General features: G+C 69.3%; 19 protein-coding genes. 7 read left to right on the forward strand and 12 right to left on the reverse strand.

Features of this window, described 5'->3' with window-relative positions; all coding sequences use genetic code 11:
* Window positions 1-4: 4 nt before the first annotated feature.
* Genes rbfA through rimP form a run of 6 tightly spaced genes read right to left on the reverse strand, consistent with a single transcriptional unit; the run spans window position 5 to window position 6,515 of the window.
* Window positions 5-406: a 30S ribosome-binding factor RbfA gene (rbfA, locus tag EDF69_RS02060; protein ID WP_132882901.1), complete on the reverse strand. Its 402-nt coding sequence runs from the start codon at window positions 404-406 to the stop codon at window positions 5-7.
* 57 nt (window positions 407-463) lie between these two features.
* The gene (gene infB / locus EDF69_RS02065) at window positions 464-3,319 is read right to left on the reverse strand and encodes a translation initiation factor IF-2 (protein ID WP_132882902.1); all 2,856 of its coding nucleotides are present in this window, start codon (window positions 3,317-3,319) and stop codon (window positions 464-466) included.
* Window positions 3,320-3,322: 3 nt separating this feature from the next.
* Window positions 3,323-4,126: a DUF448 domain-containing protein gene (locus EDF69_RS02070; protein ID WP_132882903.1), complete on the reverse strand. Its 804-nt coding sequence runs from the start codon at window positions 4,124-4,126 to the stop codon at window positions 3,323-3,325.
* Window positions 4,107-4,343, reverse strand: coding sequence for a tautomerase family protein (locus EDF69_RS02075; RefSeq protein WP_125962114.1), 237 nt, complete (start codon window positions 4,341-4,343; stop codon window positions 4,107-4,109). Before EDF69_RS02075 ends, EDF69_RS02070 begins: the two co-directional genes overlap by 20 nt.
* Entirely contained in the window at window positions 4,343-5,968 is a 1,626-nt protein-coding gene (gene nusA / locus EDF69_RS02080; RefSeq protein WP_132882904.1) for a transcription termination factor NusA, read from the reverse strand. Before nusA ends, EDF69_RS02075 begins: the two co-directional genes overlap by 1 nt.
* 4 nt (window positions 5,969-5,972) lie before the next feature.
* The gene (rimP, locus tag EDF69_RS02085) at window positions 5,973-6,515 is read right to left on the reverse strand and encodes a ribosome maturation protein RimP (RefSeq protein ID WP_132883002.1); all 543 of its coding nucleotides are present in this window, start codon (window positions 6,513-6,515) and stop codon (window positions 5,973-5,975) included.
* Between the two features lie 232 nt (window positions 6,516-6,747).
* Between rimP and EDF69_RS02090 the strand changes: the two genes are divergently transcribed.
* Window positions 6,748-7,917, forward strand: coding sequence for a PQQ-dependent sugar dehydrogenase (locus EDF69_RS02090; RefSeq protein ID WP_132882905.1), 1,170 nt, complete (start codon window positions 6,748-6,750; stop codon window positions 7,915-7,917).
* Window positions 7,918-8,133: 216 nt separating this feature from the next.
* On the opposite strand, the gene EDF69_RS02095 is transcribed toward EDF69_RS02090, so the two are convergent.
* The 3 genes from EDF69_RS02095 to EDF69_RS02105 form a co-directional block, all read right to left on the reverse strand.
* A complete protein-coding gene (locus tag EDF69_RS02095) occupies window positions 8,134-9,234 on the reverse strand; it encodes an ATP phosphoribosyltransferase regulatory subunit (RefSeq protein WP_132882906.1) in 1,101 nt (366 codons plus the stop codon).
* Window positions 9,235-9,460: 226 nt separating this feature from the next.
* Window positions 9,461-11,038 carry a phosphoglycerate dehydrogenase gene (gene serA, locus EDF69_RS02100; RefSeq protein WP_132882907.1) on the reverse strand — a complete coding sequence of 526 codons (1,578 nt, stop codon included), beginning with the start codon at window positions 11,036-11,038 and terminating at the stop codon, window positions 9,461-9,463.
* Between the two features lie 120 nt (window positions 11,039-11,158).
* Window positions 11,159-12,340 (reverse strand): phosphoserine transaminase, encoded by a 1,182-nt coding sequence (locus EDF69_RS02105; RefSeq protein WP_132882908.1) that lies wholly within the window; start codon window positions 12,338-12,340, stop codon window positions 11,159-11,161.
* Between the two features lie 189 nt (window positions 12,341-12,529).
* Here EDF69_RS02105 and EDF69_RS02110 point away from each other — a divergent pair, with 189 nt between their 5' ends.
* Both EDF69_RS02110 and EDF69_RS02115 read left to right on the forward strand, forming a co-directional pair.
* Window positions 12,530-13,219: an extensin-like domain-containing protein gene (locus EDF69_RS02110; protein ID WP_132882909.1), complete on the forward strand. Its 690-nt coding sequence runs from the start codon at window positions 12,530-12,532 to the stop codon at window positions 13,217-13,219.
* Between the two features lie 86 nt (window positions 13,220-13,305).
* The gene (locus EDF69_RS02115; RefSeq protein WP_129342868.1) at window positions 13,306-14,184 is read left to right on the forward strand and encodes an LOG family protein; all 879 of its coding nucleotides are present in this window, start codon (window positions 13,306-13,308) and stop codon (window positions 14,182-14,184) included.
* Window positions 14,185-14,402: 218 nt separating this feature from the next.
* Here the strand turns inward: EDF69_RS02115 and EDF69_RS02120 are convergent, their stop codons facing one another.
* Window positions 14,403-14,564, reverse strand: coding sequence for a DUF1674 domain-containing protein (locus EDF69_RS02120; protein WP_132882910.1), 162 nt, complete (start codon window positions 14,562-14,564; stop codon window positions 14,403-14,405).
* Between the two features lie 109 nt (window positions 14,565-14,673).
* Between EDF69_RS02120 and EDF69_RS02125 the strand changes: the two genes are divergently transcribed.
* The 4 genes from EDF69_RS02125 (at window position 14,674) to purH (ending at window position 20,357) form a co-directional block, all read left to right on the forward strand.
* A complete protein-coding gene (locus EDF69_RS02125; RefSeq protein WP_132882911.1) occupies window positions 14,674-15,939 on the forward strand; it encodes an RsmB/NOP family class I SAM-dependent RNA methyltransferase in 1,266 nt (421 codons plus the stop codon).
* A 211-nt stretch (window positions 15,940-16,150) separates the two neighbouring features.
* Window positions 16,151-16,813: a ribulose-phosphate 3-epimerase gene (gene rpe, locus EDF69_RS02130; RefSeq protein WP_132882912.1), complete on the forward strand. Its 663-nt coding sequence runs from the start codon at window positions 16,151-16,153 to the stop codon at window positions 16,811-16,813.
* Complete coding sequence (locus tag EDF69_RS02135; RefSeq protein WP_132882913.1) at window positions 16,810-18,561, forward strand: heparinase II/III domain-containing protein; 1,752 nt, start codon at window positions 16,810-16,812, stop codon at window positions 18,559-18,561. Before rpe ends, EDF69_RS02135 begins: the two co-directional genes overlap by 4 nt.
* Window positions 18,562-18,770: 209 nt before the next feature.
* Window positions 18,771-20,357, forward strand: a complete 1,587-nt coding sequence (gene purH / locus EDF69_RS02140; RefSeq protein WP_132882914.1) for a bifunctional phosphoribosylaminoimidazolecarboxamide formyltransferase/IMP cyclohydrolase — start codon at window positions 18,771-18,773, stop codon at window positions 20,355-20,357.
* 110 nt (window positions 20,358-20,467) lie between these two features.
* Here purH and EDF69_RS02145 read toward each other — a convergent pair whose 3' ends face one another.
* Both EDF69_RS02145 and EDF69_RS02150 read right to left on the reverse strand, forming a co-directional pair.
* Window positions 20,468-22,000, reverse strand: a complete 1,533-nt coding sequence (locus tag EDF69_RS02145; RefSeq protein WP_132882915.1) for a lipopolysaccharide biosynthesis protein — start codon at window positions 21,998-22,000, stop codon at window positions 20,468-20,470.
* Between the two features lie 93 nt (window positions 22,001-22,093).
* Window positions 22,094-23,269 carry a hypothetical protein gene (locus EDF69_RS02150; RefSeq protein WP_132882916.1) on the reverse strand — a complete coding sequence of 392 codons (1,176 nt, stop codon included), beginning with the start codon at window positions 23,267-23,269 and terminating at the stop codon, window positions 22,094-22,096.

Raw genomic sequence — 23,269 nt, forward strand, 5'->3', positions numbered from 1 at the left:
AACGTCAATCGTCGCCGTCGGGCTCGTCGCCGAGGTCCTGCGCGACCTTGGGCGCACGCAGCAGCGCGTCGATGTGGCTCGCTTCCTCGAAGCTGTCGTCGGCCAGGAACTTGAGCTTGGCGGCGTACTTCATCTTCACGCGGTGGGCGACCTCGCGCTGCAGATAGGCGGTGTTGGTGCGCAGCGCCTTCAGCACCGCTTCCTCGTCCTTGCCGAGCAGCGGCTTCACGAACACGGTCGCGTGGCGCAGGTCCGGCGACATGCGCACCTCGGTCACCGACACCATGTGCTTGGCCAGCGTCTCGTCATGGACGTCGCCGCGCTGCAGGATCTCGGACAGGATGTGGCGCACCTGCTCACCCACGCGGAGCGTGCGGACGGAGCGTTCCTGCGGTTCGTTCTTCATGGTGCAATCTTAGAAAAAGGGTGTCACCCCGGCGCGGAGCCGGGGTGACACGGATACTCAGAGCGTGCGCTCGCGCAGCTCGACCTCGAAGGTTTCAAGGAAGTCGCCGGCCTTGATGTCGGTGAAGTTCTGCGTGAACGTCACACCGCATTCCAGGCCTGCACGAACTTCGGCGACATCGTCCTTGAACCGACGGAGCGAGGCGATCTCGCCCTGGTAGATGATGACGTCGTTGCGCGTGATGCGCGCCTTGAGCGCCTTGCGAATGACCCCTTCGACCACCAGCAGACCGGCGGCCTTGCCCGTCTTGCCCGCGGAGAAGACTTCGCGGATCTCGGCGCGGCCCACGACCGTCTCGAACGCCTCGGGACCGAGCTCGCCCGCCATGCCGGCGCGGATCTCGTCCACCAGGTCGTAGATGACGTCGTAATACTTCAGCGCCACCTTGTTCCGCTCGGCGATCTCGCGCGCCTTGCTGTTCGGGCGGACGTTGAAGCCGATGATCGGCGCACCCGAAGCCCCGGCGAGCGTCACGTCGCTCTCGGTGATCCCGCCGACGCCCGAATGCAGGATGCGCACCCGGATCTCGTCGGTCGAAATCTTGTTGAGCGAACCCACGATCGCTTCGACCGTACCCTGGGTATCGGCCTTGACGACCAGCGGATACTCGATCGCCTGCTTGTCCTTGAGCGCGGAGAACATGCTCTCCAGACTCGCGGGCGCATTGGTGGTGCGCTTCTGCTGGATCACGCCGGCGCGATATTCCGCGACTTCGCGGGCACGCGCCTCGTTCTCCACCACCTGCAGCAGGTCACCCGCCATCGGCACGCCCGACAGGCCCAGCACCTCGACCGGCATCGCCGGACCCGCCTGCTTCACCTGGCGACCCTTGTCGTCGATCAGCGCACGGACCTTGCCGCTCTCGGCGCCGACGACGAACACGTCGCCGACCTTGAGCGTGCCGCGGTTGACCAGGATCGTCGCGACCGGGCCGCGGCCCTTGTCGAGCTTCGCCTCGATCACCGCGCCCTCGGCCTGGCGGTCGGGGTTTGCGCGCAGCTCGAGCAGTTCGGCCTGCAGCTGAATCTTCTCGATCAGCGTATCGAGCCCGATCTTCTTGAGCGCGGAGACTTCGACGTCCTGCGTTTCGCCGCCCATCTCTTCGACCTGGACGTTATGCTCGAGCAGACGCTCGCGCACCCGCTGCGGGTTCGCCTCGTGCTTGTCGATCTTGTTGATCGCCACGATCATCGGCTTGCCCGACGCCTTGGTGTGGTTGATCGCCTCGATCGTCTGCGGCATCAGCCCGTCGTCGGCCGCCACCACCAGCACGACGATGTCGGTGACGTCGGCACCGCGCGCACGCATCTCGGTGAAGGCCTCGTGGCCCGGCGTGTCGAGGAAGGTGATCTTCGACTTGTCCTTCAGCGTCACCTGATACGCACCGATGTGCTGGGTGATGCCGCCGGCCTCGCCGCGCACCACGTCGGTGCCGCGCAGCGCGTCGAGCAGCGAGGTCTTGCCGTGGTCGACATGGCCCATGATCGTCACCACCGGGGGACGCGGCTTGAGCGCCTCGGGTGCGTCCTCCGTCGTGTCGAGCGCCAGGTCGATGTCGGCGTCGGACACGCGGACGATGTTGTGGCCGAACTCGGTCACCAGCAGCTCGGCCGTATCCTGGTCGATGGTCTGCGTCATGGTGACGGGCATGCCCATCTTGAACAGCGCCTTCACCAGGTCGGCGCCCTTCTCGGCCATGCGGTTGGCGAGTTCCTGGACGGTGATCGCCTCCGGCACCTGCACGTCGCGGACCTGCTTGGCCTGCGGCTCGCGCGGGCCGCCGTAATGGCGCTTTTCCTTTTCGCGGGCGCGCTTCAGCGCCGCGAGCGAGCGCGCACGCGCGCCGTCGCCATCACCAAGCGCACGCGTGACGGTGAGCTTGCCCGACTGGCGGCGATCGTCACCCTTGCGGTCGCGTGACGGTGCAGGCCGGCTCGGCGCATCGTTGCGACGCGGCGGGAGGGCGGCGCCCGTACGGTTCGCAGGCGCGGCGTTGTTCGAAGCGGGCGAGGCGCTCGGCGTCGGCGTGGGAGCCGGTGCGGGCTTGGGCTCGGGCTTCGGGATCTCGGGACGCTGCACGGGCGTGAAGCGACGCGGCGCGGGCAGCGACGAGTCGAACTGAACCGTCACGGGCTGCGCCGGACGCGGCGGCGCGGCCGGGCGACGCGGTGCCTGGGCGGCAGGAGCGGCCGGCTTCGGCGCGGCAGCGGCGGGCGCAGCCGGCTTCGGCGCTTCGGCCGCGGGGGCCGGTGCGGGCGTCGGCGCAGGGGTGGGAGTCGGAGCGGCAGGTGCCACGGCGACCGGCTCGGAAACCTCGGGCGCTGCCGGAGCCGGTGCGGGGGCGGCTTCGACCTTGGGCTCGGGCGTCGGCTCCACGGCCGGGGCGGCCGGCTCGGCAGGCGCCGCTGCCGGCGCTTCTGCCGCGCGACGGCTTTCCTCGGCGCGACGCTGCTCCTGCTCCTGTGCTTCCTGGCGCAGGCGCTCGTCACGACGGCGGCCCTCTTCGAGCGCGGTCATGCGGGCCTCTTCGGCCTCACGCAGCAGCTTCGCCTGGATTTCGTGGCGAGACAGGCCGGCGTTCGTCGCAACCGGGTTCGGCGCGGGCGCACGCGGCGCTGCCGGGGCGGGTGCCGGCGCAGCCGCGGGTGCGGCCTCCGGTGCCGCGACAGGAGCACCCTGCTGCTGCTCTTCACCCGGGCGGCCGAGCACGCGGCGGCGCTTGACCTCCACGACCACGGTGTTGGAGCGGCCATGGCTGAAGCTCTGCTTCACCTTGCCCGTCTCCACCGTGCGCTTCAGCCCCAGCGGTGCCCGCGCGCCCAGCTTCGGCTTGTCGTTGTCCGTCTCGCTCATGCGTTACCTGAATTCCTGCTTCGTCGTCGTCTGTGCGGCGGCCGAGGTTCCGGCAGCCGATGCGCCCTGCGATTCGGTTTCGCAAGACACGGAGGAGGGTACGGGTCCGATAAAGTGCAGCCATCGGGCGATCGCTTCGCCGACCCGACTGGCCGCTGGTCTGTCGGTCACGCCGACATGTACCACATTTTCGCGCCCCAGCGCCAAGGACAATATGGTACGCCCGACGGGCAATTCCAATCCCCTGACGCCACTGCCTTCGCGATCGGACCCGACGCGCCAGGCCTGGGCGAGCTTGCCCGCCCCGTCGGCACCCGCGTCGGAGGCGTGGTAGAGTGCGTGAAGCTGGCCGCTGCGCGCCGCCTTCACAATCCGCTCGCCACCCGTCACCAGCTTGCCCGATCGCGCCTCGAGCCCGAGCCGTTCGAGCGCGGCGCGTTGCAGCGCCTGCTCGATTCGGTCGGAGAGGTCGTCGGGAATCGTGATCGCCTGCGTCTTGAAGGCGCGCGACAGCGCACCCTTCAGCCGGCCCTTGGCGATCGCCGCGTCCAGTGCCGCGCGATCGACGCCGATCCAGGCACCGCGACCGGGTGCCTTGGCATGGACGTCGGGCAGCACCTCGCCGTCGGGGGACAGCGCGAGGCGCACGAGCGCGCCCCGCTCACCCGTCTCGCGGGTGAGGATGCAGCTGCGCTCCGGCCCCTCGCGCGGTTCACGCGGAGGCCGGGGCGTGGCGGGATTGCGCTGTCCGCGGTGCCCGGAGGCGCGCGGGGTTACCGAAGCGGCATCATTGCGAGGGTTCCGCATGCGCGTCCTCCCTCGCTTGGGGCGTGCCGGCATCGCGATCCGCGATCAGCTGGCCGCCCGCACCATAGTTCTCGGTGGAGAGCTCGGTGATGTTGATCTGGACGGCGGCCGGGTTCTTGCCCAGCCGCTCGACCAGCGAACGCGTGACGTCGGCGACAATCGCCGCCTTCTGCTCGCGCGAGGCGGCGCCGGCCAGGCGAATGTCGACGAACGGCATCAGGCCTCGGCCTCCTCGCCGGTGGACGCTTCGGCCGGAGTCTCGTCCGCTTCCTCGTCATCGAACCAGTGCGCACGGGCAGCCATGATGATCTCGTTGCCCTGCTCGTCGCTCAGCCCGTACTCGGCGAGGATGCCGCCCTTGGGCTCGGAGCGCTTGGCAGCGTCGTCGTTGCGACGGCGCGGCTCGGCGCGCTTCTTTTCGACCAGCTCGTCGGTGGCGAGGTCGGCCAGGTCGTCGAGCGTCTTGATGCCCGCCTTGCCGAGCGTGACCAGCATCGCCTCGGTCAGGTACGGCATTTCGGCCAGCGCGTCGTCGACGCCCAGGGCACGGCGTGCCTCGCGGTTCGCTTCCTCGCGGCGCTCCAGCGCTTCCTGCGCACGGTTCTGCAGCTCGGCGGCGAGGTCCTCGTCGAAGCCCTCGATCGCGGCAAGCTCGTCGACCTCGACATAGGCGACTTCTTCCAGCTCGCCGAAGCCCTCGGCGACCAGCAGCTGCGCCAGCGTCTCGTCGACGTCGAGCTCGCGTTCGAACATCGCGGAGCGCTCGACGAATTCCTTCTGGCGCTTCTCCGAAGCATCCGCCTCGGTCAGGATGTCGATCGCCTTGGCGGTCAGCTGGCTGGCCAGGCGCACGTTCTGGCCGCGACGGCCGATCGCCAGCGAAAGCTGATCGTCAGGGACGACCACCTCGATACGATCCTCTTCCTCGTCGATCACGACGCGGCTGACGTTCGCCGGCTGCAGCGCGTTCACGACGAAGGTCGCGGTGTCTTCCGACCAGGGGATGATGTCGATCTTCTCGCCCTGCATTTCCTGCACGACGGCCTGGACGCGGCTGCCCTTCATGCCGACGCAGGCGCCGACCGGGTCGATCGAGCTGTCGCGGCTGATCACGCCGATCTTGGCGCGCGAGCCCGGGTCACGGGCGGCCGCCTTGATCTCGATGATGCCGTCGTAGATCTCGGGCACTTCCTGCGCGAACAGCTTCTTCATGAAGTCCGGGTGTGCGCGGGACAGGAAGATCTGCGGCCCGCGGTTCTCGCGGCGGACGTTCAGGATCAGCGAGCGGGTGCGGTCGCCGACGCGAACGGCTTCGCGCGGGATCTGCTGGTCGCGGCGGATCACGCCCTCGGCGCGACCCAGGTCGACCACGACGTGACCGAACTCGACGCGCTTGACGACGCCGGTGATGATCTCACCCACGCGGTCCTTGAACTCTTCGTACTGGCGTTCGCGCTCTGCGTCGCGGACCTTCTGGAAGATCACCTGCTTGGCAGCCTGCGCCGCGATGCGGCCGAACTCGATCGGGGGCAGCGGATCGACGATATAGTCGCCGACGACCGCGCCCTTCTGGAGCTTCTGCGCCTGGGCGACGTCGACCTGCTTGAAATAGTCGTCGACGGCCTCGACCACCTCGACCACGCGCCACAGGCGCAGATCGCCGGTGTTGGGGTCGAGCTTCGCGCGAATGTCGTTCTCGGCGCCATAGCGCGCACGGGCGGCGCGCTGGATCGCGTCCTCCATCGCCTCGATGACGATGCCCTTGTCGATCAGCTTCTCGCGCGCGACCGAATCGGCGATCGCGATCAGCTCGGCGCGGTTGGCGGTAACGGCAGTGGCCATGGGCTTACCCTTCTACTTCGATGATGTCGTCCGCCCCGCTCGCGTCGAGCGGCTGGGTGGCGGCGAGGAGCTTGTCGGTGATGGTGAGCTTGGCGTCGGCGACCGCGGCGAACGGGATCGTCATCGCGCGAAACTTGCGGACGTCGATCGTGATCTGGTCGCCCTCGACGCCGACGAGGTCGCCGGTGAGCTGCTTGCGCCCCTCGATCGGCTCAGCGAGCGTGATGCGCGCTTCCTGCCCCGCCCAATCGGCAAAGTCCTGGAGCCGCGTCAACGGACGGTCGATGCCGGGCGAGGAAACCTCCAGCCGGTACGCGCCTTCGATCGGATCGCGGCCCTCGGCCTCCAGCGCGTCGAACACGTCGGACAGGCGACGCGACAGCGTGGCGCAATCGTCGATGGTCAGCTGGCGAGTGTCGGGGCGCTCGGCCATGACCTGCAGCGTCGGGTCCGACTTGCCGCCGAACATCTTCACGCGCACCAGCGCCAGCCCCAGGGCCTTCGCCTCGGGCTCGATCAGCCGGTTGAGTTCGGCGATGTCCGCCAATCCACGCTCCAGTTCGTTGCGGCCGGCCAAGCGCCGGTCCTTAAGAGTCGGTTCGAACCAAGGTACGCCCCGCCGCCGCCGGACCCGTAAGGCCCGACCTCGCCAAGGTTTCCAATGTCGAGAACAGCCGCGATATAGGGCGTTCGCCGGATCAGGACAAGCGCGAAACGCGCGCCGGGTCTGCGCAACGCCGCACCGCTGCCTGCGTTGAGGCAGCAACAGGGAGACGTTCATGCATCGCACCATCGCCTGCGCCACCGCCGCCATCCTGGTCGCCGCCTGCGGCGCGCCCAACGATCCTGCCATTGCCAACGGCAGCGCACCCCAGGCGAGCAGCGCCCCCGTCGCTACGGACGGTCGCCCCTTTGCGGTGACGCCGGTCACCACCCTCGACTCCCCCTGGGCGATGACCTTCCTGCCCGACGGGCGGATGCTGGTGACGGAGAAAGGCGGGCGCATGCTGCTGGTGCAGCAGTCGACAGGCGGCAACGCGGTCACCTGGCCGGTGCAGGGCATTCCGGCCGTCGACAGCGAGGGGCAAGGCGCGCTCATGGACGTGGTGGCGGCCCCGGACTTCGCGCGCAGCAATCTCGTCTATTTCTCGGGCTCGGTGACGGGCGCCGGCGGCAAGGGTGTCAAGCTGTGGCGTGGTCGACTTGTGCATGATGCCGAGCAGGGCGCGCGGCTGGAGGGCGTCACGGAACTGTTCAGCGCGACGCCCTTCGTCTCGGGCGACGGCCATTACTCCGGCCGCATCGCCTTCGCGCCCGACGGCCAGCACCTGTTCTTCACCAACGGCGAGCGCCAGAAGTTCGATCCCGCACAGGATCCCAAGGCGACGCTCGGCAAGGTGCTGCGCCTGACGCTCGACGGCAAGCCGGCGGGCGATCCCGGCCTCACCGCGCGCGGCTTCCACCCTGCGGTCTGGTCCTACGGCCACCGCAACCTGCTCGGCCTCGCCTTCGATGCCCAGGGCAATCTGTGGGAGCAGGAGATGGGGCCCAAGGGCGGCGACGAGGTCAACCTGATCCTGCCCGGCCGCAACTATGGCTGGCCCAAGGTCTCGAACGGCAGTCATTACGACGGCCGCGACATTCCCGACCATAAGCCTGGCGACGGTTTCGAGCCGCCCAAGGTCTCGTGGAACCCGGTGATCTCGCCGGGCGGGCTCCTGGTGTACACGGGGGCGATGTTTCCCGAATGGCAGGGCGACCTGTTCATCGGCGGCCTGTCGAGCGAGGCGCTGGTCCGCGTCGACGTGAACGGCACCAATGCCAGCAAGGGCGACCAGTGGCCGATGGGCAAGCGCATCCGCGACGTGGAGCAGGGCCCGGACGGCGCGATCTGGCTGATCGAAGACGGCGAAGGCGGCCGCCTGCTGAAGCTGACCAAGGCGGGGTGAGCCTCGGGGGCTCGCGTTGAGCCCCTCCCACCGCGGTTACGAGGGGGAGAGTCCCCCCTGCCGCTCCACCCTCCTCCCGTTCGCCTCGAGTAGCCGTCGAGTAGCTGCGCAGCAGCGTATCGAGACGGCGTACCGAGAGGTCGCCTCCCGGGGCGGTACCTCGATACGCGCCTGACGGCGCTACTCGGCACGAACGGGAGAAGGCGAAGGCTTCCCTCACCCCAGCGCGACCGGCCCCGCGTCCCCGAGCCGGTGGGTGCACAACTGCGCCTCGGGCGTGTCGTCCGCGGTCAGCGCTGCCACCGTCACCCAGCCCTCTGCCCTGAGCGCAGCGCCGGTCTCCGCAGGCGTCCCGAACGGCAGGAACAGCCGCCGCCGCGCATCCGCGCCCACGCCCGCGTCGAGCAGCACGTCGGCATAGAGCGAAAAGCCGACTGCCGGCTCCGCCCGGCCGTCCTCACCCACCACGGCATAGCTGCCGCCGCGGCCGATCTCCGCGCTGAGGCCGCGCGCGAACAGCGAGAAGCCGACCCAGCTCTGAAATTCGAAGCCATGCCGCTCGGTGGGATCGAGCGTCAGCGCCGCGCGGCCGCGGATCGCCTCCGCGATCGCCTCCAGCCCGTCGAGTCGGCTGCCTAAGCTGCCGGCGACGTCGCTTTCCCGCAGCCGCGCACGCGCCTGGTCGAACGGCCCGGCCGCCTCGATCAGCGGCAGATAGGCAGGATCGATCGCCGCAACCGCACCGGCATCCTTGCCATCGAGCGCCGCACGCAGCGCCGCCAGCTGCTCCGCCGACAGCGTAACGCCCGCGAGCGCGTCGAGCAGGTCCGGCAGGGTGAAATCGACCGACACGTCGGTCAGGCCCGCAGCCGCCAGTGCCTCCACCGCAACACTCACGATCTCACGGACGGCAGCCACGCTGTCGAGCCCGATCAGCTCCGCACCGATCTGGCGCAGCGCCCGCCGCTGGGCGAGGTCGGAAGCACGCAGCCGCAGCACGGGGCCAGCGTAGCACAGCCGCACCGGACGCGGGTGGTGGCCCATGCGGGTGGCGGCGATGCGGCCGACCTGCGCCGTCATGTCGGGGCGGATCGCCAGCGTTTTCTGCGAAACCGGATCGACGAAGCGCACCGCGTCCTGCGCGCGTGCCGCCTTCAGCCGGCGGCCGAGCGCATCCTCGAATTCGGCGAGCGGCGGGTCAACCTGCTCATAGCCATAGCTGCGCGCAACCGACAGCACGCGCCCTTCGAACCGCGCGACCGCATCGGCGGCGGGCGGCAGGCGGTCGTGGAACCCTTCGGGCAAGAGGCCGGTCATCGGAGAACATCCTGTTGGGCGGCCGGGATCGACGCGCCGTCTCATGGCCGGCAGCTAGGGGATGTGCCTGCGCGCGACAAGCTGGCTGGCAGCGGTAGCGCTCCACAACCTGTACCCCGGCGAAGGCCGGGGCCCAGTTGCGGAGCGCTCGGAGCTTTGGCGCGGACCTGAGCCGCCATCCCAACTGGGCCCCACCTCCGCCGGGGCACGATGCTGGTGCGCTCCTTTAGAACGCCAGCGCCATCGCCGTGCGCACGCCCGGAAGCGCGCGGACCTGGGCGGCGAGTTCCGGCGTCACCGGCTCGTCGACCGACAGCAGCAGGATCGCCTCGCCCCCGGCATTGCGGCGGCCGAGGTGGAAGGTGCCGATGTTGACCCCTGCCTCGCCCAGCGTGGTGCCCAGGCGGCCGATGAAGCCCGGCGCGTCTTCGTTGACGATGTAGAGCATGTGGCCGGCAAGGTCGGCCTCGACCTTGATGCCGAACAGCTCGACCAGGCGCGGCGCCTGGTTGCCGAACAGCGTGCCTGCGACCGAGCGGTCGCCGGCCTCGGTGCGCACCGTCACGCGCACCAGCGTGTGATAGTCGCCCTCGCGCTCGTTGCGCACTTCGCGCACTTCCAGCCCACGCTCCTTGGCGAGGAACGGCGCGTTGACCATGTTCACCGTGTCCGAATGGACGCGCATCAGCCCGGCAAGCACCGCGCCGGTGATCGGCTTCTGGTTGAGCTCGGCCGCCGCGCCCTCGACCTCGATCGAAATCGAGCTGAGCGCGCCATGCGCCAGCTGTCCCACCAGCGAGCCGAGCTTTTCGGCCAGCGCCATGTACGGCTTGAGCTTGGGCGCTTCCTCGGCCGACAGCGACGGCATGTTGAGCGCGTTGGTGACGCCGCCCGACACCAGGAAGTCGGCCATCTGCTCGGCGACCTGGATGGCGACGTTGACCTGCGCCTCGGTGGTGGATGCGCCTAGGTGCGGGGTCGATACGAAGTTGGGCGTCCCGAACAGCGGCGACTCCTTGGCCGGCTCGGTAACGAACACGTCGAGCGCGGCGCCGCCGATGTGGCCCGAATCGAGCCCCGCCTTCAGCGCTGCCTCGTCGATCAGGCCGCCGCGCGCGCAGTTGATGATGCGCACGCCCTTCTTGGTCTTGGCGAGGTTCTCCGCCGAAAGGATGTTGCGGGTCTGGTCGGTCAGCGGCGTGTGCAGCGTGATGAAGTCAGCACGCGCGAGCAGCGTGTCGAGATCGACCTTCTCCACGCCCATCTCGATCGCGCGCTCCGGCGTCAGGAACGGGTCGAAGGCGACGACCTTCATCTTGAGCCCGCGCGCACGGTCGGCGACGATCGAGCCGATGTTGCCCGCCCCGATCAGGCCCAGCGTCTTCGCGGTCAGCTCGACGCCCATGAAGCGGTTCTTTTCCCACTTGCCGGCCTGGGTCGAGGCATCGGCCTCGGGCAGCTGGCGGGCAAGCGCGAACATCAGCGCGATCGCGTGCTCGGCGGTCGTGATCGAGTTGCCGAACGGGGTGTTCATCACCACCACGCCACGCGCCGAGGCGGCGGGAATGTCGACGTTGTCGACGCCGATGCCGGCGCGCCCGACGACCTTCAGGTTGGTCGCGGCGTCCAGAATTTCCTTGGTGACCTTGGTCGAGGAGCGGATGGCGAGTCCGTCATACTGGCCGATGATCGCCTTCAGCTCTTCGGGCGTCTTGCCGGTGATCTCGTCCACCTCGACCCCGCGCTCGCGGAAGATCTGGGCGGCCTTGGGATCCATTTTGTCGGAGATGAGGACTTTGGGCATGGGTCGGTCCTTGGAAAGAAGATGCAGTGCTCCTGCGAAGGCAGAAGCCTAGAGTTTCGAAACGAGACGCGTGTGGCCCTGGGCTCCTGCGTTCGCAGGAGCACGTCAGAGCGCGCAGGATCAGGCCGGCTTGACCTGTTCCCAGGCCCAGTCGAGCCACGGGCCGAGCGCCTCGATATCGGCGGTGTCGACGGTCGCGCCGCACCAGATGCGCAGGCCCGCCGGGGCGTCGCGATAGCCGGCAATGTCGAACGCCGCGCCTTCCGCTTCCAAGAGCGACGCCATCTTCTTTATCATCGCCGCCTGCGCGTCGGCATCCGCATCGGTGACGAGCTTCAGGCAGACGCTGGTGTTCGAGCGGATCGCCGGGTCGGCCGGCAGATGATCGAGCCAGTCGCGCGCCTCGACGATCCGGCCAAGCGCGGTGGCGTTCGCCGTCGAGCGCGCGATCAGGCCGTTGAGCCCGCCGACGTGCTGCGCCCATTCCATCGCGAAAATCGCGTCCTCGACGGCCAGCATCGACGGCGTGTTGATCGTCTCGCCCTTGAAGATGCCCTCGATCAGCTTGCCCCCCTTGGTCATGCGGAAGATCTTGGGCAGCGGCCATGCCGGGGTGTAGCTCTCCAGCCGCTCGACGGCGCGCGGGCCGAGGATCAGCACGCCATGCGCGCCCTCGCCGCCCAGCACCTTCTGCCACGAGAAGGTAACCACATCGAGCTTGTCCCACGGCAGGTCCATCGCGAACACGGCCGAAGTCGCATCGGCGATCGTCAGGCCGCCGCGGTCGTCGGCGATCCAGTCGCCGTTCGGCACGCGCACGCCCGAGGTGGTGCCGTTCCAGGTGAAGATCACGTCATGCTCGGGGCTGACCTGGGTCAGGTCGACGATCTCGCCATAGGGTGCCTTGAGCACGGTCGGCTCGATCTTGAGCTGCTTGACCGCATCGGTCACCCAACCCTCGCCAAAGCTCTCCCAGGCAAGCAGCGTCACCGGCCGCGCGCCGAGCAGAGACCACATCGCCATCTCGACCGCGCCCGTGTCGGAGCCGGGCACGATGCCGATGCGATGAGTATCCGGGACCTGGAGGAGTTCACGGGTCAGGTCGATCGCGCGCTGCAGCCGCGCCTTGCCGAGCTTCGAGCGGTGCGAGCGGCCGAGAACCTCGGTAGCGAGCTTCTCAGGCGACCAGCCCGGCGGCTTGGCGCAGGGACCAGAGGAGAAATGGGGGCGTGCCGGCTTGGTGGCAGGCTTCGCGGGTGCGGCAGACGCACCGGTGGCGGGAACCGAAACTGTATCCGTCAAAATAGTCTCTCCTCACAGAGAGCACGCGCTGCGTTGGGACAGCGTGGCCCGCCGCCGGCCCTAGCGGCGTGCGAGCGCTTGTCAACGCGTTACGCCAATTGGGTAGCTGTTCGGAAAGGCGGCAGGACGAGGCGTGGGCGCCTCCGGCCGGGTGGCGCCGCCCGCCGGATGTCCGCTACACCCCTCCCCATGCATTTGGTTTCGCGTCGGCTCTCCGCCCTGTTGCTGCCCCTGCTGCTCGCAGGCTGCATTTTCGGCGGAGGACGCGAGGAGCGCCGCCCGGCCCCGCGTCCGCGCGGCAGCAAGCCGGTGACGGTGGTCGGCCAGACGCCGCGGGACACCCAGCAATGCTATGCCGACCTGTCGCGCGCCGGCGTCCGGTTCAGTCCCCTGCCGGACCGCGACTATGGCGGCGGCTGCCTGGTGCTGGGCGCCGTGCAGCTGATCGACTTCGGCACGCCCACCGCGGGCCTGAAGGCGATCCGCTGCCCCACCGCGCGCGCCTTCGTCGGCTGGGTCCAGCACGGCGTTGGGCCCGCCGCGCGCCAGATCCTGGGCAGCGACGTGGTGCGGATCGAAAGCTATGGCAGCTACGTCTGCCGCGGCATCGTCGGACAGGGCGCTGCCGGATCGGCCAAGCTGTCGCAGCACGGCCTCGCCAACGCCATCGACATCGGCGGTTTCGTGCTCGCCGACGGGCGCCGCATCAGCATCGAACAGGGCTGGCGCTCCGGCGATCCGGCGGTGCAGCAGTTCCTGCAGGTGGTGCACCGCTCCGCCTGTCGTCGCTTCAAGACCGTGCTCGGGCCGGACTATAACGCCGCCCACTACAACCACCTCCACTTCGACATGGGCGGACGCGGAGATTTCTGCCGCTAGCTTGCGCAGGCGCACAGCCTCTCTAGATTGGTTCGCTTTCGCCCGGCGCTCGCCCCCCGTTCGCGCCGGCTGTTGCAGGAAGTGTCATGACCGATACCCGAGTTCCGTCGCGCGTATTTCGCGACGCCAAGCACGAGGCCGAGAGCGCCCGCACCCAGATCTCGACGCCGCAGACGGAGCACCCGTCCTACCGCCTCGCCTTCCAGGACATGGACTTCCTGCTGCGCGAGGATCTCCGCCCGATCCGCTTCCAGCTGGAGCTGCTGAAGCCGGAGCTCGTGTTCGACGCGGCGAACATCGCCTCCACCTTCGTGATCTACGGCTCGGCCCGCATTCCCGAGCCGAGCAAGGCCGGCGCGCTGCTGGAACTCGCGCAGGACGATCGCGCCAAGCGAATCGCCGAGCGGCTGATCGCCAAGTCCAAATATTATGACGTCGCCCGCGAACTCGCCGGCCTCGCGAGCAACTTCCCGCAGTCGGAAGACGGCAAGCGTCACTTCGTGGTGTGCTCGGGCGGCGGCCCCTCGATCATGGAGGCCGCGAACCGCGGTGCGAGCGAGGCCGGGGCCGAGTCGGTCGGCCTCAACATCGTGCTCCCGCACGAACAGGCGCCAAACCCCTATGTCACGCCCTCGCTGTCGATGCAGTTCCACTATTTCGCGCTCCGCAAGATGCACTTCCTGCTGCGTGCGCGTGCGGTGGCGGTGTTCCCGGGTGGGTTCGGCACCTTTGACGAGAGCTTCGAACTGCTGACGCTGATCCAGACGGGCAAGGTCGAGCCGATCCCCGTGCTCTTCTACGGCCGCGAATTCTGGGAGCGCGTCGTCAATCTGGAGGCGCTGTGCGACGAGGGCGTGATCTCGCCGCGCGACCTGGACCTCATCACCTTCTGCGAAACCGCGGAAGAAGGCTGGAAGGCCGTCGAGGAATTCTATCGCGCCCGCGGCGACGAACTGCCGAAGTAAGCGCGCTCCACCTTCCCTGCTCCTACGAAAGCAGGAGCAGGGATAGGATGGCTGTGGCGCCCCTGATAGGATGACTCCAACCCCGACCGTTCGTGCTGAGTAGGGGCTGAGCTTGTCGAAGTCCCGTATCGAAGCAGGCCTGGCATCCTTCGATACGCCATTTCGACTGCGCTCAATGGCTACTCAGGACAAACGGGTTGGTACGACGACGCGGAGCCCTAGAAGTCCACCGCCACGCCCTTCAGCTCCCAGTCGCCGTAGCGCACGGGGTTGTTGCCCAGCGGATCGGCGGCAGGCGGCGCCACCGGTTCGGGCGTCGGCACCGGCGGGCTCTTGGAAAGATGCTCGGGTGGCTTCACGTGGGGCGGTCGCTGGCCCATGGGACTCTCCGATAATGATGCAGCCCCCACATCGGCGGCGAAAGGCTTGGGATCAAGTGAAGCACAGCAACCACGGCATGCGGCAGCGGCTGCACGGACGGCATCGCTGATGGCCCGCCCGCAGCTCGCCCCAGAACCGCCCGGCGTCCCCGCCCGGCGCGCCGCCCTTCGCCTGCTCGACGCCGTGCTGCGCCGGGGCCTCGCCCTGGAGGCAGCACTCGACCGCGCGACCACCGGGCTCGACCGCCGCGAGGATCGCGGCCTGGTCCACGCGATCGTGAGCGAGGCGCTGCGCCGCTTGCCCGACCTCGACGCACTGATCGATTCCGCCACCGCGCGGCCGCTGCCCGAAGATGCCAAGGCGCGCTTTGCGCTCCGCATCGCGCTCGTCCAGGCGCTCGCGCTCGGCACGCCGCCACACGCCGCGATCGCGACCGTGCTGCCGCTGGTCGACGGCGGCCCGCGCAAGCTGGTCCATGGCGTGTTCGGCACGCTGATGCGCAGGAACGCGGCGCTGCCCGAAGTGCCCGAGCTCCCCGCCGCCACCTGGTTGCGCTGGCAGGCGGCCTGGGGTGAGGACGTGGCGGAAGCCGCGCGCGTCGCCATCGCCGCCCCGCCGCCTGTCGATCTCAGCCTGCGCGGGGACACCACCGCGGCCGAGGGCATGGCGCTGCTGCCGCGCCACCTGCGCGTGCCCGCCTTCACGACCGTGCCCGAACTTCCCGGCTTCGCCGAAGGCGAATGGTGGGTGCAGGATCTCGCGGCCTCGCTGCCCGCGCGGCTGATCGGCGCCGGCCCCGGCACCGCGCTCGACCTGTGCGCGGCGCCGGGTGGCAAGACGCTGCAGCTCGCTGCCGCCGGCTGGGACGTGACCGCGCTCGACGTGTCGGAAAAGCGGCTCGCCCGCCTGTCCGAGAATCTCGATCGTACCGGCCTCTCGGCAAAGGTGGTCGCCGCCGATGCGCTGAAGTGGAAACCCAGGGAGCCGGTCGACGCGCTGCTGCTCGACGCACCGTGCAGCGCCACCGGTATCTTCCGCCGGCACCCCGACGTGCTCCATCGCGTGCGGCCGGCGGTGATTGCCGAGGCCGCCGAACTGCAGGCCCGCCTGCTCGCCCGTGCCGCCGAATGGGTGAAGCCCGGCGGCCGGCTGGTCTACGCCACCTGCTCGCTGGAGCGCGAGGAGGGCGAGGCGCAGGTCGAGCGGTTCCTTGCCGAGCATGCCGACTATCGCCTGGTGCCGGCCGCACCCGAACTGCTGCCGGAGGGCATCGCCCCCGATCCGAAGGGCTGGGTGCGCACGTTGCCGGGGATGCTCGCCGAACAGGGCGGCCTCGACGGCTTCTTCATCGCGCGGCTTGATCGGACGGGTTGAAACCCTCCCCGTTTGTTTCGAGGAGCCGTCGAGCTTGTCGAGACGGCGTCTCGAGAAACCGGCTGCGGCTCTCTCGACACGGGCTCTCGACAAGCTCGATCCCTGCTCGAGACAAACGGCAAAGGGGAGCGACAGCCCGCCCTCGGAATTCGCCGACCGCTCCCGACACCCGGTTGCGGCAGGGGTGTGCCATGCTAGAGGTCGGCCGATCATGAGCAGACCCGTCCGCATTGCCCCCTCGATCCTGTCCGCCGACTTCGCCCGCCTGGGCGAGGAGGTGCGCGCGATCGACGCGGCCGGTGCCGACTGGATCCATGTCGACGTGATGGATGGGCATTTCGTGCCCAACCTCACCATCGGGCCGATGGTGGTGAAGGCGCTGCGCCAGCACAGCGCCAAGCCGTTCGACGTCCACCTGATGATCGCGCCCGCCGATCCGCTGCTCCAACCCTTTGCCGAGGCCGGCGCGGACATCATCTCCGTTCACCCGGAAGCCGGTCCCCACCTCCACCGCTCGCTCCAGGCGATCAAGGCGCTCGGCAAGCGTGCGGGCGTGGTGCTCAACCCGGCGACGCCGGTGGAGTCGGTCGACCATGTGCTCGACCTCGTCGACCTGATCATGGTGATGAGCGTGAACCCGGGCTTCGGCGGACAGAAGTTCATCACGAGCCAGCTCGCCAAGATCGCGGCGCTGCGCCAGCGCATCGATGCGAGCGGCCGCGAGATCGACTTGGAGGTCGACGGCGGCATCGACCGCACCACCGCGCCGCTGGCAATCGAGGCGGGTGCCAATGTGCTGGTCGCCGGCACCGCTACCTTCGCCGGCGGCCCTGCCGCCTATGCCGACAACATCCGGGCTCTGAGAGGCGCGTGACGGATCCGCTTCCCGAAACCACCGGGCCCGACGGGATCGAAGCGGGCAAGCGGCTCATCCGCCAGAGCGGCGGCAAGGGGCTGTCGCTGGCCGAGCGACTATCGGAGCGGCTCGAGCGGCTCACCTGGCGCACCCCGTTTCACGCGCTGCGCCTGCGCGGCAAGCATCCGCTCAAGCTGATTGCGGTCGCCGACGATCCCTTCTTCGGTGATCTGGAGCGTGGCTATGCCCTGCTCGACGGCATGGTGCTGTTCCGGGGTGAAGCCGTCCCGATCAACGCGCTGTCGCTGTCGCGCCCGAGCTTTTCGGCGCCGTTCGCCGACTATCTCCACAGCTTCGCCTGGCTGCGCGACCTGTCGAGCGTTGCGACCCGTGCCACCGCCGCCCCGATCGCCGAGGCGATCATGCGCCACTGGCTCGCCGCGCACGAGACCAAGGTATCCAATCCCGCCTGGCGCGCCGACCTTTGGGGCCGCCGCCTGCTGTTCTGGACCGCGCATGCGCCGCTGATCCTGTCGAGCACCGACCTCGTCTATCGTTCCAAGGTGCTGCACGCACTCGCGCGCGGCGCCCGCCACCTCGACAACACCGCTGCCAAGGTCGCAGCCGGCGTGCCGCGCGTCGCCGCCTGGTGCGGCGTGGTCGCCGCCGGCCTGATGATCCCGGGTGGCGACCCGCGTCGCGTGTTCGGAGAGGCCGGGCTTGCCCGTGCGCTCGCGGCGGCGGTGTTCGAGGATGGCGGCTCGCTCGGCCGCTCGCCCGCCGACCAGCTCGACCTGATCCAGCTGCTCACCATGCTGCGCGAGACCTATGCCGCGCGGCGGATGGAGGCACCCGACGTGCTGGGGGACACCCTCACCCGGCTGGTGTCGGCGCTGCTGGGCGTCTGCCACTCCGATGGTGGGCTCGGCAGCTGGCAAGGATCGGCCCCCATCACGGGCGAGCGCATCGAGCAGATCGTCGAGGCGACCGGCGTGCGTACGCGCCCGCTGCGCCAGGCCCGCGACTGGGGATACCAGCGGCTCTCCGCCGGCAAGACCGTGGTGGTGCTCGATGCCGCTCCGCCCCCTGCGAACCGGCAGGCGACCGGCGGTTGTGCCTCCACCCTCGCCTTCGAACTCTCGGACGCCGGCCAGCGCATCGTCGTCAACTGCGGCGGCGCCAACGGCGCGCTGCTGACGCTGCCGCCCACGCTTGCGCCGGCGCTGCGCACCACCGCCGCGCATTCGACCCTGGTGCTCGGCGACTCCAACTCCACCGCCATCCACGCGGACGGCGCCCTCGGGCGCGGCGTGGGCGAGGTCGAGCTCAGCCGCCAGGAAACCGACGAACTCAGCCGCGTCGAGGCGAGCCACGACGGCTATGTCCGCCGCCTGGGCCTGATCCACCGCCGCCTCATCACCCTCTCCACCGACGGCCGCGATCTGGTGGGCGAGGATACGCTACTCCCCGCCTCCACGCGCGGCGGCAGCAGCGGCAAGCAGGGCGATGTGGGCTTCACCGTCCGCTTCCACCTCGGGCTCGGCGTAGAGGTCGCGACTACCGCCGACGGCCTTGCCGCCTTCCTCCGCCTGCCCGACGGTCGCTCAGTGTGGCAGTTCCGCTGCCGCGGCGCCGCGCTCGCGGTCGAGGACAGCCTGTGGATCGACGGCGAGGGGATCCCGCACGGCACGCAGCAGCTGGTGCTGACGGGCATCGCGCCCCCCGGCGGCGCCGGCATCGGCTGGCGCTTCCACCGCGCGCGATAGGCCCGCAAGTCCCGTCCCCTTCTCCGTTCGTTTCGAGTAGCCGTCGAGCTTGTCGAAACGGCGTATCGAGAAATCGGTTGTTGTGGCTCTCTCGATACGGGCTCTCGACAAGCTCGATCCCTACTCGAGACAAACGGGGAGGGTTCATCCGACCCGAACCTCACCTCTTCCCCTTGCCTCCCCCGCGAATCGGGGCAAAGGAGCCGGCCATGAACGTCACCGTCACGCGCGCGCTGCTCTCGGTCTCCGACAAGAGCGGCATTCTCGATCTCGCCCGGGCGCTCGACCGCCACGGCGTGGAACTGGTCTCCACCGGCGGCACCGCCAAGGCGATCCGCGACGCGGGGCTGCCCGTGCGCGACATCTCCGACCTCACGGGCTTCCCGGAGATGATGGATGGCCGGGTGAAGACGCTGCACCCGGTGGTGCACGGCGGCCTGCTCGCAGTGCGCGACAATCCCGAGCATGTCGCCTCCATGACCGAGCACGGCATCGGCCCGATCGACCTGGTGGTGGTCAACCTCTATCCCTTCGCCCAGACGGTGGCCAAGGGCGCAGACCGCGACGAGATCATCGAGAACATCGACATCGGCGGCCCCTCGATGGTGCGCTCCGCCGCGAAGAACCATTCCCACGTCGCGATCGTCACCGATCCCGCCGACTATGCGGCACTGGTCGAGGAACTCGATGCCAACGCCGGCGCCACCAGCCTCGACACCCGCCGCCGCTTCGCCGCCAAGGCCTATGCCGCCACCGCCGCCTATGACTCGGCGATCGCCGGCTGGTTCGCGAGCGTCGACCAGGGCGAGACGCTGCCCCAGACGCTGCCGCTCGCCTTCACCCGCGCCGACACGCTGCGCTACGGCGAGAACCCGCACCAGACCGCGGCGCTCTACCTGCCCAACACCGGCGCCACCCGCGGCATCGCCCAGGGCCAGCAGCTTCAGGGCAAGGAGCTGAGCTACAACAACTACAACGACGCCGACGCCGCGCTGGAGCTCGTCTCCGAATTCCGCGACGGCCCGCCGACCGTGGTCATCGTCAAGCACGCCAACCCCTGCGGCGTCGCCACCGGCGACACGCTGCTGGAGGCCTATCAGGCGGCCCTCGCCTGCGACAGCGTCTCGGCATTCGGCGGCATCATTGCGCTCAACCGCCCGCTCGACGGCGAGACCGCCCGCGCGATCAGCGGCATCTTCACCGAAGTGGTGTGCGCACCCGACGCCGACGAGGAAGCGCGCGCTGTCTTCGCCGCCAAGAAGAACCTGCGCCTCATCGTCACGGGCGAGCTGCCCGATCCCGCGCGCAGCGGCCTTGCGATCAAGTCGATCGCCGGCGGCCTCCTGGTCCAGTCGCGCGACAACGGCCTGCTGGCGCCGGAAGAGCTCAAGGTCGTCACCAAGCGCGCACCGACCGAGCAGGAGCTCGCCGACTGCCGCTTCGCCTGGACCGTCGCCAAGCACGTCAAGTCCAACGCGATCGTCTATGCCAAGGACGGCAGCACCGCCGGCGTCGGCGCCGGCCAGATGAACCGCCTCGAATCCGCCCGCATCGCCGCGTGGAAGGCCAAGGATGCCGCCGAAAAGGCCGGCTGGGCCGAGCCCCGCACGATCGGTTCGGCCGTCGCCTCCGACGCCTTCTTCCCCTTCGCCGATGGGCTGATGGCCGCGGTCGAGGCGGGCGCCACTGCGGTGATCCAGCCGGGCGGCTCGATCCGCGACGCAGAGGTGATCGCCGCCGCCAACGAGGCGGGTCTCGCGATGGTCTTCACCGGCATGCGCCACTTCCGCCACTGAGGCGGGACATCACCGACACGAAAAGGGGCGCTCGCGAGCGCCCCTTTTTTTATGCCCGTCACTCAAAAGCTCTCCGGGTCATCCGCCGAAGGACAGCGGGAGAGACGCGCCTAGCTCTTGTGCTTCTCGGTCGGGATGGTCGCCGTCACCGGCGCCTTGTGGAACAGCGCGCGATCGGCGGGGCCGAACGCCCAGCGCCACAGCACGAAGCCATAGGTGAGCAGGATCGCCGGGATGCCGAACAGCATCTCCGCCCACTCCAGCCGCGGCGGCAGCAGCATGATGACCGAACCCACCGCGCATGCCGCGGCGATCGCCAGCACGAACGGCCGTCGGATCTCCGCCACCCGATAACCCAGGATGCGCGCGAGCAGCCGCGATTTCAGCCACGATCCGCAGGCGAGCGACACGGCGAGCGCTACCGCCGGCCCCGCCGCCTGCCACGGCTGCGGAAAGCCCAGCCAGCGCATCAGCAGCACCAGCGCGAAGCTCAGCAACACCTGGAAGGTAAGGAGGCCGATCGAGAGCATCAGGTTGCGGTGACGCGCCACATAGACGAGCGCCGCTTCGGATACCGCGCCGGTCGCGGCGAGCACCTCCGCCACCAGCAGGAAGGACAGCGCCCCCGCACCGCTCACGAATTGCGGCCCGACGATCCCCATCACGCCTTCCGCCGGGATCGATCCGGCGAGCGCCAGCGCCGCCTGTGCGGCCATGATCCAGAAGCCCACCTGCAGCACCTGGCGCGCGACTGCGGCCTTGTCCCCCTCGGCCAGGCTCTTGGTGATGACCGGCCCCAGCACCGGATCGAAGCTCGTCTTGAGCTTCTGCGGCAGCGAGGAAACCTGCTGCGCCATGTAATAGATGCCGACGATCGCCGGGGGGAACAGCACGCCCAGGATGAAGCGGTCAACGTTGCGCGATCCCCATTCGAGCGCATCGGCGCCGGCCAGCGGCATGTTGCGCCGCGCGAGCGCCAGCATCGGCCGCAACTGGGGCGTCCAGCCCCGCGGCAGACCATAGCTGCGGATGAAGGGCACGAGCGAGGCCACCAGCGCCGCGGCCATCGACAGCACATAGGAGAGGATCAGCCCGTCACGCGTGGAGACATAGGACAGCGCCCATGCCGCGATCGAGATCGTCCACGGCTCCACCACCGCCCGCGCCGTCACCGCGGCCTTGACGTTCAGCCGATAGGCGAGCGCCGCCAGGCTCACGTCGGACCAGGCGATCGCGAACACGATCAGCGGCAGCAGCCGTTCGAAGCCCAGGATGTGGCTGTTGGGATACATGATCTGCGGGAAGACGAAGAGCACCGCGCTCGCCGCCACCGAGACGACGAACGCGACCACCATCGCATCCCACACGACACGCACGTGCGGCCGGTCGGTGGAGGACAGCGCCTGGGCCAGCCCGCGCTTCAGGCCCAACGTCGCCAGCAGCGCAGCCAATTCCACGACCAGCACGGCGAGCGCGAAGCGCCCCACCGTCTCCGGGCCATAGACGCGGCCGGCGATGAACAGGAACGGCAAGCGCGCGAGCAGGCGAAGGACGAAGCCGAACACATTGGTCCGGCCGCCCTTGGCGAGTGCCGCGATGTCATCGTCGGGGGACGAAGTCGTAAGGCCGTCTGCGCGGTTCATCCGCGCCCCATAAGCAAGCCGGGCGGCACGCATAAGCCCTTGATGCAAAATGCGCGCGCCCTGCGGCTTTCGGGTTACGGTGGACGGGCGGCGTTACGAACTGGCCGCAGACGCCGGCGCGGGCCCGCGGGTTAGGTCGATCCGCCGCAACTTGGGCGGGCCGGCGGCATCCGGGATGTGTGATCCGGTCGCCTGCGCTGCATCGACGACGATCATGATCCGCTCGCGACGCCACAGACCCGCGGCATCGTTCGGCACCGCCAGCGGCAGGTAGCGGCGGTTCTCGATCGCGCGCCGGACAGCGTCCACCCAGGGGCCCCGTGCCTTCGGCCCCTGGCGCATTTCGACGTCGGCAACTTTCCCTTCGGGCGTGATCCGATAGCCGACGTCGATCCATTGACTTTGCGCGATCGAAGGCGTCACCGTGTCGGGCAAAAGCTTCCGCATGTCGATCGTCGGCTCCACCACCAGCATCGGCTCGACCGTGCGGATGCCGCGCATCTTCTTCAGCACCGCATCGACGTTGCTGTTCTTGTCGTTCAGCAGCCGCAGCCGCGCCTCCAGCAGGTACGTCGCGTCGCGGGTCGGCTGCAGCACCGGCTGTGTCGTTCCGCGAAGCGCGGCGTACCGGCGTCGGGCCTGTCCCTTGTATCCGGAGTTGTGCTGGGCGAGCGTGGCATAGACCATCAGCGACCGGAACATCGCCATGCCCTGGATCTCTGCCCAGCCGGCTTCCTCCGCCCGTTCCGCCACCGCATCGTACATCCGCACCGCAGTGGCGACCCGCCCCTCGCGCAGGAACACGTCGGCGACGCGCAGCCGCTGCGCCGCGATCCGCGGATCGTCGGCCGGGAGGCCCTTCTTAAGTGCAGAAACCGAATCGATGGTGCCGATGCGGGCCGGGTCAGGCAGCCCCAGCAGCGATGCGACATCCGCGTTGAAGGCGTGGAGCGTGCTGACCGGCACCGGCAGGGCCGCGGCATGGCGGCTGTTACGGCCGCGCGCCTTCAGCAGCACCGAGCGCGCATCCTGAAGCTCGCCGGCGATCACCAGATTTTCGGCATGGGCAAGGGAGGCCGCAATGTCTTCCTGCGGCGGGCAGGCACGGGCAAGGCAGTGTTCGAGTGCGTCGCCGGTCGCCTTCAGGCTGGGTGCGGTGACCGTCACCAGCTCGGCGGACTGCTCCTCAAGCGTCTGGCTGAGCACATCTTTCTGGGGAGCGGGCGTCGTCCCCGCCTGGGCCAGCAGCAACAGCGACAAGAAGATCAC

This window comes from Sphingomonas sp. JUb134 (assembly GCF_004341505.2).
Taxonomy (GTDB): Bacteria; Pseudomonadota; Alphaproteobacteria; order Sphingomonadales; family Sphingomonadaceae; genus Sphingomonas.